Source organism: Acidobacteriota bacterium (assembly GCA_034211275.1).
GTDB lineage: Bacteria > Acidobacteriota > Thermoanaerobaculia > Multivoradales > JAHZIX01 > JAGQSE01.
In genome coordinates this window covers 1-13,057 of sequence record JAXHTF010000188.1, presented here as the reverse complement: position 1 = coordinate 13,057, position 13,057 = coordinate 1, and the positions used below count along the sequence as shown (strand labels likewise).

At 70.1% G+C, this 13,057-nt stretch carries 3 protein-coding genes; all 3 read right to left on the bottom strand.

Annotated features, from left to right (window positions below):
- Positions 1 to 2,664: condensation domain-containing protein (locus SX243_21050; GenBank protein ID MDY7095472.1), on the bottom strand; the 2,664-nt coding region annotated here is incomplete at its 3' end.
- The gene (locus SX243_21045) at positions 2,661 to 7,259 is read right to left on the bottom strand and encodes an amino acid adenylation domain-containing protein (GenBank protein MDY7095471.1); all 4,599 of its coding nucleotides are present in this window, start codon (positions 7,257 to 7,259) and stop codon (positions 2,661 to 2,663) included. The genes SX243_21050 and SX243_21045, both read right to left, overlap by 4 nt.
- 55 nt (positions 7,260 to 7,314) lie before the next feature.
- Positions 7,315 to 13,057: amino acid adenylation domain-containing protein (locus tag SX243_21040; protein MDY7095470.1), on the bottom strand; the 5,743-nt coding region annotated here is incomplete at its 5' end.

The window sequence follows — 13,057 nt, the reverse complement described above, 5'->3', positions numbered from 1 at the left end:
CGAGAACATCCGCAACAAGCGCAAGGCCGCCGGTTCCGGGAACAAGAAGAAGTACAAGAAAAAGCAGCCGCCGACCCGCGGCTGCTCCGCCATGGCCTGCTGCACCGCCTCCGACTTCTGCCAGGCGGCGTAGTCGGCGTATTGCACGGGCAGGGGCGGCAACGGGTCCGAGTTGCCGGCTAGTGCTGCCCGGTATAGGGCCTGCATCTCCTGCACCAAGACGTTCATCGACCAGCCGTCGGAGGCGATGTGGTGGAGGTCGAAGAGCAGGCCATGGCGCCGCGGCTCCAGGCGCACCAACAGGGTGCGGAACAGCGGCCCCCGGGCGAGGGAAAAGGGCTGCCGTGCCCGCGCCAGCACCTGCCGCACCGCCTCCCCCTCCCGCACCTCCGGCGGCAGGGCCGTGAGGTCGAGACACGGCAGCGGCACCGCCAGCGCGTCGTCGATGACCTGCAACGGCCGATCCGTCTCGTCGGAGGGAAACCGAGTTCTCAAGGTCTCGTGGCGGCGCACCAGGCTCGCCACCGCCGCGGCCAGCGCCGCCGGCCGCACCTCGCCCTCGAGCCACAGGGCCCGTGGGCTGTTGTACGCGGCACTCTCCGGTTCCAGCTGATGCATGAACCAAAGCCGCTCCTGGGCGAAGGAGAGGGGTAGCTCGCCGCCGCGGTCCACCCGCTCGATGGGTGTGCTGCACACCGCACCGCCGGCCCGCCCGGCGGCGGCCAGCCGTGCCATGGCCGCCAAGGTCGGTTGCTCGAAGAGAGCCCGGGGTTGAAGCTCGACGCCGAAGGTCTCGCGCACCCGGGGCACCAGCTGCAGGGCGGACAGGGAGTGACCGCCGAGCTCGAAGAAGTCGCCGGTCAGCGAGCTTCGGGGCAGCTCCAGGACCTCGGACCAGAGCTCCGCCATCAGCTCCTCGGCAGGATCTCCGGAGGTCGCCGAGGCGGCGGCCGGCAGAGCTTCGTCCGCCAGCGCCGCCAGCGCCTCCGTGTCGAAGCTGCCGTCCGGACGCCGGGGGAGCTCCGGCAACAACGCCAGCGCTGCGGGCACCGCCGTTGGAGGGAGCCGGCTCTGCAAACCCTGGAGCAGCTCCTCGCCCGTCGCCCCCGGATCCACCGCCAGGGCCGCCAGGGCCACCAGGGCCTCTCTGCCATCCACCGCCCCGGGGCGCCACAGGGCAACGGCCTCCTGCACCGTCGGTGCCGGCGCCGAAGCCGGACCGCGCAGCCGCCGGGCTACGAGCCGAGGATCCACCAGCTCGCCGGCCACCCAGCGGCGCCGGAAGGGACCGGCGGCGGGCATCGGAGCCGGCTCCTCATTCTCTCCGGCGAAGGTCTCCGCGGCCTTGGATAGGACCTCGTCAACGCTCTGCTCCGAGGCGGCGGGCAGGGCCAGCAGGATGCGGCGGAAGCCTTCGAGCACCACCCCCGCCGAGGCCTGGTCGTAGCGCCGCCCGTCGAAGTGCAGGCGCAGCTGGAGTCCCTGAGCCGGCGCCACCACCACGGTCAGCGGGTAAGCGGTCTCGAGACGGAATCGAAAGCTCTCCACCGTCAGGCTGCGGGCGTCGAGCTGGCCGCCGACGTCCCCCACGGGGTAGTTCTGGATCAGCACCAGGCTGTCGAAGAGGCGCCGCTGGAACTCGATTCCCGCTGCCCGCCGCAGGTCCGCCGCTGCGCTGTGTTCGAAACCGCGTAGCGCCACCAAGGTCTGCTGCAACTTGCCGAGCCACGGCACCAGATCCTCCCCATCGCTCCAGGACACCCGCACCGGCAGATTGTTGATGAACATTCCCAACATGGCGTCGGCGCCGGGCAGACCGGTGGGCCGCCCGGAGACTGTGGTGCCGTAGACCACGTCCTGGAGGCCGGCGGCGGCACCGAGCACCAGCGCCCAAGCGCCCTGGATCAGCGTGGCCTGGGTCAACCCGTGGCGGCCGGCGAAGGCCTTGAGGTCCTCGACCTCGGCGGGATCGAGAAACCCGTCGGCCCATCCTTCCTGCTCGGAGCCCGACGCCCGGCGCAGCCGATCCAGCGGCAGCGGCGTCGCCCCCGGCAGCCCCGCCAGCCGCTCTCGCCAGAAGGCCTCGGCGGCGCTGGCGTCCCGGCTCTTGAGCCAGGCGATGTAGTCCCGATAGGGCCGCCGCGGCGGCAGCTCGGCCTGCCGCTCCTCCACCGCTGCGTCGTAGAGCTCGAAGAGATCCTCCATCACCAGCCCGCGGCACCAGCCGTCGAGCAGCAGGTGCTGGTAGCTCCAGACGAATTGGTAGCGGTCCTCGCCGAGGCGCGCCAGCACGACCCGCATCAGCGGAGCGCGGCGAACGTCGAAGCCCCGGGCGCGATCTGCGGCCAGGAGCTGGTCCAGCAGCTCTTCCTGCTCGGCTTCCGGGCGGCCGCGCCAATCCCGCGTCTCCACCGGCAGATCGACCTCCTGACGCACCAGCTGCACCGGCTGCTTGAGCCCCTCAATGAGAAAGCAGGTGCGCAGGATGGGATGGCGAGCCACCAGCCGCTGCCAGGCGTGCTCGAAAGCCTGGACGTCGATGGAGCCGCGCAGGGTCGCGGCGCTCTGCTCGAAGCCGACACCGGAGCCGGGCGCCGCCTGGTGGTGTTGCAACAGGCTCGCCTGCAGCGGAGAGAGCGGGTAGAGATCTTCGACGTTCTTCAAGGTCCCGCCTTCTCGGGCTCGTCTTCCAGGTGGTCCAGCAGACCGGAGATTTGATCCAGGTCCGCCGATGCGAGATCCGCCAGGGGAAAGTCCGAAGGGGTGAAGCCCCCGGCCTCGGGGTCTCGGCAATGCTCGATCAAGACCTCCAGGCGGCGGCAGGCAGCCTCCACCCAACGGTCCACCATCGCCCCCTCGTCGACCTCGGGGCTGAAGGTCACCGCCAGCTGCAGGCGGCCGTCGAGTACGCTTCCCGACACCTCGAAGCGATACGACCGCAGCTCGTCCGGCGCCCGCTCGGGACCGCTGGCCTCCGGCGCCAGCCGCATCTGCGCGTCCTCCTCGAGGACGCCGTCGAGCTGTCCCAGGTAGTTGAAGCTGAGGGCAGGATCCCGACGCGCCCGCAAGCGCCGATGCTCTTCCCCTTGCCCCAACCAACGCAGCAGCCCGTAGCCGATCCCCGCCCGGGGCACGGCGCGCAGGCTCTCCTTGGTCTGGACCAGCGCCGGCCCGGGCTCCTGGGCCGCCTCGAGATCGATGCACACCGGGTAGTGGGTGGTGAACCAGCCGACGGTGCGGGAAAGATCCACCTCCCCGAGCACATCCTCCCGGCCGTGGCCCTCCAGATCCACCACCAGCCGCGGCGTACCGTAGACCTCGCCGTAGGCCAGGGTCAGGGCCGCCAGCAGGGCGTCGTTGATCTGGGTGTTGTAGACCGGGGGCACCTCCTGGAGCAGGGCGCGGGTGAGCTCGCGATCCAGGGAGCGGAAGACCCGCCGGGACAAGCCCACCGGCCCGCCCCCGGACTCTTCCCCGGAGGAACCCGCCAGCTCTTCCGTCGCCGCCAGCCAATAGCTCAGCTGATCGTCGAAGCGGCCGTCCGTCACCGCCCGGGCCAGCTCCCGCGCCCAGTGGAGAAAGCTGGTGCTCTTGGCCGGCAATCGGGGAGTCTCGCCCTGCTCCAGGGCCCGATAGGCCTGCTCCAGATCGGAGAGCAGCACCCGCCAGGAAACTCCATCCACCAACAGGTGGTGACTGGCCAGCAACAGGCGGCCCCCGGCTTCCCCTAGATCAAGAGCCAGGGCCTGGAACAGCGGGCCGCGGGTGAGGTCGAAGCCCTCCTGGGCCTCGGCGCACAGCGCCTCGAGCCGCGCTCTACGTTCGGCGGCGGGCAGCTCCGAGAGGTCGTGCTCCTCCAGCGGGATCTCTCCCTCCGCCGGGATCTCCGCCGTCCAGCCTCCCGTCGAGCCGGCAGCGAAGCGGCAGCGCAGGACGTCGTGATGCTGCACCAGCAGCGCCAGGACCCGGCGCAGAATCTCTCCCCGCAGGGGCCGCGGCGTCGCCAGCAGAAGGCTTTGATTGAAATGCTCCGGATGGCGGCGAGAGCCGGCGAAGAACCAGCGCTGGATGGGGACCAGGGGCAGCTCCCCCACCACCGGGCCCTGCTCGGCGGAAACCGCCGCCGCGGTGCCGACCCAGGGCGCCAGCTGCTCGATGTTGCGGTGCTCGAAGAGCTGCTGTGGAGTGAACCTCAAGCCCTCCTGGGCCGCCTTCCCGATGAGCTGGATCGCCAGGATGGAGTCGCCACCGAGAGCGAAGAAGTCGTCCCGAATCCCTACTCGCTCGATCCCCAGGGCCCGCTGCCAGAGCATGGCCAGCAGCTCTTCCGTCTCGTTGCGGGGCGGGGCGTAGGAACGCGCCGCCGCGGCCTGGTCGGGGGCCGGCAGCGCCCTGCGGTCGACCTTGCCGTTGGCGTTGATGGGCAGGGTGTCAAGGAAGGCATAAACCCTCGGCAGCATGTAGTCCGGGAGCCGCGACGCCAGGTGCTCCTGGAGCTCGGCGGGGGCGATCTGCGGCCCTGGGCGCTGCACCACGTAAGCCACCAGGCCGGCTCCCCGCTCCTCGTCGTGGAAATGCACCACCGCCTGACGCACCTGCCGGTGCTGGCGCAGAACGGCCTCCACCTCACCGAGCTCGACGCGGTAGCCGCGCACCTTGACCTGATCGTCGACCCGCCCGACGAAGAACAGCCGGCCGTCCGCCTCGAGACGCCCCCGGTCACCGGTGCGGTAGAGGCGAACGCCGGGCTCACCGCTCCAGAAGTCGGGCACGAAGCGCTCCGCCGTCTCCGCCGGCCGGCGGAGATAGCCGCGGGCGACTCCGAGGCCGCCGAGATAGAGCTCCCCTTCCACTCCGTGGCCCACCGGCTCCCCCCAACGGTCGCAGAGGACGAAATAGGCGTGATCCATCACGCGGCCCAGATCCACCGGCCCCGCCTCGGGCATCGCGCCGGCGATGACGCCGATGGTGGTCTCCGTCGGTCCGTAGTGGTTGAACACCTCGAGACCGGGGGCCAGCCGGCGAATCTGCTGCACCAGCTCCGGCGGGCAGGCCTCGCCGCCGAGCACCAGCCGCCGCCGCGGCAGCACCGCCGCGGGATCCTGGCCGGAGAGCAGCGCCTGGAGATGGGAGGGAACGATCTTGAGCCCGTCCACCGCGGTGCCGTCGCCGCCCTCGCCGGCCATCAGCCGGGCAAAGGCGGCGGGATCGGAGGCCTGCTGCGCCGTGGCCACGTGGACGCAGGCGCCGCCGGTGAGCCCCAGCAGCAAACCGGTCAGACCGAGATCGGCGGCGAAGGTGGAGATCATGGCCCAGCTGCCCATCCCCGAGGTCTGCAACCGGCGCTCCGCGGCGCCGAGATACGCGGCGAGATTGCCGTGCTCCACCTGCACGCCCTTGGGCCGCCCCGTGGACCCGGAGGTAAAGAGCACGTAGGCGAGACCGGACGCCGGAGCCGAGGACGGATCCGCAGCAGCCTCCGCCGGCTCGGCGAGCTCATCGAGAGCCAACACCGCGCAGGAGGCGGGTACCTCGATCTCCCCGGCCCGTTCCGCCACCACCAGCCGCACCGCCGCGGCATCCACCAGCTGGGCCAGCCGGCCGGCGGGCAGCGAAGGATCCAGGGGCAGATAGGCCGCACCGGCTCGCCAGGCCCCGACCATCGCCACCACCGTCTCGACGCTGCGTTCGAGCAACAGGCCTACGACCTGGCCCGGGCCCGCTCCCCGCTGGCGCAGGGCCGCCGCAAAGGCGCCGGCTTGTTCCCAAAGCTCTCCGTAGGTCAGCCTCCGAGAGCCTTCCCGACGGAGCGCGGAGGGTCCTACCAGACCCGGCCCGATCAACGCCGTCCGCCCGGGCTCCCGGCGCGCCCAAGCCGCAAGCCTCGCCAGCAGTAGGGTCTCGCTTTTCGGGGCGCCCTGGGCTTCCGCGGCGAGGGGCAGGCCGCCGGCCCGCCGCAGGGCCTCCCGCTCCCGGTCCCCGAGGCGCGGCAAACGCCGGGCCGGGCGGTGGGGGTCCTCCAGAGCCGCCACCAACAAGGTGCGGAATCCGGCGATCCAATTCTCGGCGACTTCCAGCGACAACCGCGAGGCGTCGAAGCAGAGCTCCAAACCGCTCACCGGCGATCCCGTGCAGCGCAGGCCGCAAAGCGCCGGCAGAGCGCCACCGGAGCACTCCGCGAGGGTGACGCTCAGTGCACCGGCTCTCCAGCGCCGGCCTCCCGGCAGCATCTCGAAGGTCACCGCGTCGGCACCCAGGGCATCCTGGTTGCCCAGCAGCTCCTGGTGCTCCCGGGCCTGGTCCAGCAGCTTCTGGGTGCGCCGCGCCAGCTCCTCGGCGGAGAAGTCCCCGACCCCATCGAGGGCCAGCGGAAAGCGCCGGGCGAAGAGCCCCACGGCGCCTTCGAATTCTTCGAATTTGCGCCCGTCGAAGGCCACCTCCACGGCCAGCGCGCCGCCGTCCTCGAGAACACCCCCGTGGGCACCGGCGAGAGCGCTGAGAAAGACTCTCCACGCCGCTAACAACAACGCTTCCTCGGAGACCGCCGCCGCCGAGGCGCACCGGGCCAGCCGATCCCCCAGCTCTGAGCTCCAAGCCAGGGCGACGGCCGCCATCCGCTGCGGCCCCACGGCTCCCTCCGCCGCCGGCCTCGCCAGCGGCAGGCGCGGCGGCTCCATCTGGGCCGCGGCGCGCAGCGTGACCGGCACCTCGTCCTCGGCGCTCTCTTCCGCCACCTCCAGCTGCCACTCGGAGAATTGAACGTATTGCAGCGCTTCTTCTTCAGTCGGGGCGGCCTCGGGATCGCCGTAGGCCGCCGACAGCTCCGACGCCACGGCCTTTAGGCTCAGCGCGTCCGCCGCCATGGGAACGAGGTTCAGAATCAGGCGATGCCGCTCGGCCCCCAGCTTCTCCAAGCAGGCGCCGAGGATCGGTCCGGCTTCCGCATCGAGCTGCGGCGACACCGCGCCCTCGCCCTCAGCCCAGCCGAAGGTCAGCTCCTCGGCCAACACCTGCAACGGCCAGCGCATCCCCGCCTGGCGCCGGTAGAGGGTGCGCAGGCTTTCGTGACGCCCGACGACGACCTCCAAAGCCCGGCGCAGACGCTGCGGATCGAGAGGGCCTTCGAGCTCCAGCACCGCGCGGCACTGGGTCTCTGCATTTGCAGGAACGCCGGCATCGGCACCGGCGGCCTGCCAACGCGACCAGGCCTGGCGCTGTTGCGGTGACATGCGGAAGGCTTCTGTTACCTGGGTGGTCATCCTCGCTCCTCGACTCCTCGGTACCGGATCGGGCTCGGCCCGGGGACCGGCGGTCTCAATGGACCAGCGCTCCCTGGTTGAACATGTCCCCCATGACCACGGCGATGCGTCGCCCCGCTCCGCGGTAGGGATTGCGCGCGTGGGCCACCAACATGTTGTCCACCATCAGGATGTCGCCCTGCTGCCAGGGGAAGGACACCGAGAGGTCGTCGTAGAGCTTCCCGACCCGCTCCATCACCTCGTCCGGAATCGCCGTACCGTCCCCGAAGTAGACGTTGCGAGGCAGCTCGTGCTCCGAGTAGAGCTGGCGCATCGAATCCCGCACCTCCTGGCCCAGGCAGTAGATGTGGTGCAGCTGGATCTGATTGAAGAAGACCTTCTCCTCGGTCTTCGGATGCTTGGCCACCGCGGGGCAACGCTGCTCGGTGCGCAAACCGTTCTCCAGCCACTCCCAAGCCATGCCCGCTTCGCGACACTTAGCCTCCACCACCTCGCGGTCCTCGGTGTGGAAGAAATCCCTCCAGCTGACGTCGATGCCCTCGATGAAGTTGCGCACGTAGAGCAACCCTTTGTCCTCGAACTCGGACCGGATCTCGGGGTCGAGCTGGCGGTAGGTCTGCCGGCAGTCGAGGATCGGCGTCTCCCCGCCCTCCTCCGCCGGCTGAACGCAGAAGAAGAACTGCCGCAGCGGCCAGCGATCCATGTGAGCGCTCTCGTTGTGAAAGAGGATGCGCTTGTCCGCCGGGTAGGGAGTCGACTTATAAACCTTCTCGCCGCCCTTCTCCTTGGGCAGGTCGCCGTAGTCTCCGAACAGCTGATGGGCCGCCGCCGCCGCGAAGCGCTCGAACTCCGGCACCGAGCCCACGGCGAAGCCACGGAGCAGAATCGCCCCGTGCTCGCTCACCTCGCGATCGAGCATTTCCTGATTTCCCCGCGCCCACTCCACCAGATCCACATCGGGCATCTGGGGCTCGATGAGCCTCGGCAGCTTGCTTTCAGACGACAGGAAGCCGGTGCTCACCAGCTCCGTCTCCTCGAGGCTGACCGCCTGCGGGCGTCGGCGCTGGAATTTGGCAAAGCGGCGCTTGCTCTCTGATTCCTTGCGGGCTCCATCCATGGTCTTTTCCTCACTTTCCTTGTCGGTCAAAAAGTCGATGTCGTCGATGCGGCGAGCCGGCTCGGCCACCGTGCGCCGGAGCAGATCGAGGTAACGGGCGGCCAGGAGCTCGATCCCCGGGCGCCGGTAGCAGCTGCGGCGATAGCTGAAGCGGCAGCCGAGGCCGTCGCCGTCGCGGTCGCAGAAAATGGCCAGGTCGAATTTGCTGGTGGCGGTTCCCACCGGGCGGTCACCGACCGTCAGCTCATCCCCCAGATCCAGATCCTCCTGGGGAGCGTTCTGGACCACGAAGAGCATGCGGAAGAGGGGGGCGGAGCCAGCTCGTTCCGCCCCCTGGTCGCGAACCAGGAAATCGAAGGGCACGTCCTGGTGGGCATGGGCTCCCAGCGTCGCCCCGCGAACGCGCTCCACCAGGCGCTTGAAGCTGGGGCTGCCGGAGAGGTCGGTGCGCAAGGGCAGGACGTTGATGAAGAAACCCACCATGGACTCCGTCTCCTCGCGGTTGCGGTTGGCGAAGTCGGAGCCGATCACCAGGTCCGTCTCCCCCGTGTGGCGGTAGAGGAGCACCTGGAAGGCCGCCAGCAGGACCATGAAGAGGGTGGCGCCGGAATCCCGGGCCAGCCCCTCCAGCTGCTGCAGCAGCGCCGGCGGTAGATAGATCCAATGGTCGCCTCCCGCCGAATCTCCCGCCGCGTCGGCGGCCGTTGCGGAATCCTCCTCGCGGGTCAGGGGCAGGGTGATGCGCTCCGGAGCCCCCAACAGCTGCCGGCGCCAATATTCGAGCTGCTGCTCCAACACCGGCCCGGTCAGCCACTGGCGCTGCCAGGCGGCGAAATCGGCATATTGGAGAGGCAGCGCCGGCAGCGCCAGCGCCTCGCCGTCGCGGGCGGCGCGGTAGAGCTTCGAGACGTCGCGCACCAGAATGCCCACCGACCAGAGGTCGATGATGATGTGGTGGAAGTTCAGGAAGAGAACGTGGCTCGCAGACCGCTCGGGTTCCTCCGCCGCGGTGATACGAACGAGGAGCGGGCGCCACAGAGGGCCCCGGGCGAGATCGAAGACCCGCCGGGCCGCCGCCGCGAGCAGCCGATCCAGCTCCGCTTCCCGCGCGGCCTCGGCGAGGCCGGAGAGATCGGCCACCGGCAGAAACACCTCGCCGGGCCGATGGATCACCTGGCGGGGACCCTCCGGCCCCTCTGCGAAGGTGGTGCGCAGAATCTCGTGACGCGCCTCCAGGCCCTGGAGGGCATGCTCCAGCGCCCGCGGATGGAGGGGGCCGTCGAGGGCCAGGGCGGTGGGAATGTTGTACGCCCACCCCACGTTCTCCAGCCGCTCGTGGAGCCACAACCTCTGCTGCGCGTAGGACAACGGCAGCGCCGAGCTCCGGCTCACCGGGCGAATCGGTTCCAGCGCGGTGATCCCCGCCTGCTGGATGCCGTCGATCTCCTGAGCCAGCTCTTTGAGCCGGGATCGCTCGAAGACCCGGGTGATGGGCAGCTCCACGCCGAACACCCGGCGCACCTGGGAGACCAGGCGGGTGGCCAGCAGGGAGTGTCCCCCCAGGCGGAAGAAATCGTCTTCGGCGCTCGCCGGCCGCCGGCCCAGCAGTCGGCTCCACAACGACGCCAGAAGATCGAGGGTGACGTCCCCGCTATCCCCGCTGCCGCCGTCGGGCGACCCGGAAGCGTCTACCAGGCCACGCCGGTTGAGCTTGCCCGAAGGGGTTTGGGGCAGCCGCTCGAGGGCGTTGAAGAGATTGGGGATCATGTGCTCCGGTAAGCTCTCCCGAAGCCCGGCGGCGAGCACAGCGCTGTCCACCTCTTCGCCGGGGATCGGCACCACGAAAGCCTCTAGCCGCTGGTCCCCGGGAAGAGCTCCCGGCAGTGCGGCCACCGCGGCGTCCTGCACCGCCGGCAAGCCGCGCAAGGCGATCTCGATCTCCCCCAGCTCGACCCGGAAGCCGCGGACCTTGACCTGGTGATCCATGCGTCCCAAAAACTCGATGTTGCCGTCCGGAAGCCATCGGGCCAGATCGCCGCTGCGGTACATCCTCGCCCCCGCCTCGCCCCAGGGATCGGGGAGGAATTTCTCCGCCGTCGCCCGCGGCCGCTGGAGGTAGCAGCGAGCCACCGGCAGGCCGCCCAGCAGCATCTCGCCCGGGACGCCGACCGGCAGAGGCCTGCCGGCGGGGTCGACGATGTAGATCCGGCCGTTGGGGATCGGCCGGCCGATGGAGGGCATGGACGGCCAGCGACCGGGATCGGCATCGGCGAGCCGATAGTCGGTGATGAAATGCGTCTCCGACGGCCCATAACCGTTGAATAGGACCGTTCCCGGCAGCCGCCGGAAGAGCGCCACCACCGCCGGCGTGATCTGCAAGGCCTCACCGGTGGAGACCACCCAGCGCAGAGAGAAATCATCCACCGGCGCTCCCTGCAGATGCTCCGCCAGATGCTCGAGGGCGGTGAAGGGCACTATCAAACGCTCGATGCACTGGCGCACCAACAGGCGGGCGAGCGCGCCGAAGTCCCGGCGGTCCTCCTCTCCCCGCAGCACCAAAACCCCCTGGGAAGACAGCGGTGCCAGCATCTCCAAGACGCTGGCGTCGAAGCTGAAAGAGTTGAACTGCAGCGACCTGCCGCCCGGGGGCAACGGGGTCAGCCCCAGCTGCCAGTAGACCAGGTTGGTCATCACCGCGTAGGACAGGGCCACCCCCTTGGGCCGGCCGGTGCTACCGGAGGTGTAGATCACATACCCCAGGTTCTCCGCCACCGCCCGGCTCGCCGGGGCGTCGTCGCGCTCGTCCGGCGCATCCTCCGGACCGTCTCCCAGATCCACCACGGGGACCGATGCGGCCAGCTCCAGACGATGACGGGATTCGGGCGTCACCATCAGCACCGCGATGGCCGAGTCCCGGACCATGAAGTCGAGGCGCTCCGAGGGGTAGGAAGGGGCCAGCGGAACGTGGGTTCCACCGGCCTTGAGCACCGCCAGGAAGGCCGCCAACATGGCCTCACAGGGATCCAGGCAAATGCCCACCGAGACGTCGGGGCCGACCCCCAACCGCTGCAGCCGGTGGGCCAGGCGGTTCGCCCACCGGTCGAGCTCGCCATAGCTCAGAGACCGGTCGCCGACCACCAGGGCGCAGTCGCCGGGGCTTCTCGAAGCGTGTTCTTCGAAGGCCCGATGAGGCAGCCGGCTGCCCGCTCCCGCCACCTCGGTGTCGTTCCATTCCACCAACAGCTGATGCCTCTCGGCGCGGCGCAGCCAGGGCCACTCTGCAAGCGGCCTCGCCTGCGGCGCCACCATCGGCTCGAGGAGCTGGAGATACGCAGCGCTCCAACGCTCCAAGGTGGTCGCGTCGTAGCGCCGGGGGTCGTAGCGCCAGCGGCCCTTCATGGCGCCCTCCGCCGAGGGAGCCTCCAGCACCAGCTCGATCCCCGTTGCCGGCAAATGGGAGGCAGAAGTCCCGGCGGCGGAAGCACCGTGGCCGGGGAAGCGCACCACGAAACCGCCTTCGGGCTTCGTTGGGGGCTCCGCAGCGGCCTGTTCCAGAGCCTTCCGCCGCGCCGCCAGCCAGCTCCTGCGCACCTCCCGCAGCAAAGCCGAGGCATCCGCCCCGCCGTTGCGCCCCGAGCCGCCGTGGGAGCCGACCCTTGGAGCCAACGACAGCCACCGCCGTAGCCAGGGACCGGCCGGCCGCTCCGCCAGCATTTCCACCACGCTGAAGGCCGGCCGGCGGCTGGTGGCGAGACGCCCCAACAGCACCGCCACCCCGGCTGCCAAGAGCATCTCCAGGCTGATCCCCGCTGCCCGGGCCCGCTCCACCGCCGCCGCCACCAACGGGGCGGGAAGCGCTCGCCCGACCTCGCCGGGCACCTTCGCCGAAACGTCGCTCTCGGCATCCGGAGGACGATCCGCGGGAAGCTCGAGAACGGCGAGAGCGGGCGCGGCGGCTTCACTCTCAGCTTCCTGGTCGGCTTCCTTCGGGGTCTCCGGAGCGCCCCCGGGGGAAGCCGCAGCCCGGCCATCGTGTTCCCGGGCGATCCACAGCCAATCCACCTCGCCGGCAAGCTCGGCGGGAACCGCAGCGGCCAGCCGGCGCACCATCTCGTCCTCGTTCGAACCCTCCGCCGCCGGTTCCAACTCGACGTGCAGCCGCCACCGATGGGACTCCCAGCTCGGCGGCTGCAACCAGGCCCTGACGACCCCGGGAACCGCCGCCAAAGTCTCTTCCAGACCGTCGCGGTCCAGACCCAGGCCGTCCACCAAGGTGGCCAGCTCGGCCCAGGGGTGGCGACTCATGCGCTCCAGCACCTCCTCCATGGCGTTCAGCAGGAGGCGAGCGGAGGAGGGGCCGTACTCCTCGATGCGATGCAGCAGACGCAGGGTCAGCTGGCGCTCGGGGACGATGAGCAGGGTCAACGGATAGTGGGTCTGGGGCCGGTAGTCGACGCTGTGGAGGGTCAGACCGACGTCCTCCACCTGCTCCAGCCGGCGGTCGACGGGAACGTTCTCGAACACCACCAGACTGTCGAAGAGGGATTGCTCCCGGGGCAACCCCACCAGTCGCTGAATCTCCACCAGCGGCAGGTGGATCGCCTCCGAGCGCTCCGCCTGCTCCTGTTGCCAGGCCTCCAACCAGCCGAGGAGCGGCTGTCGGCGATCCAGCCGCAGACGC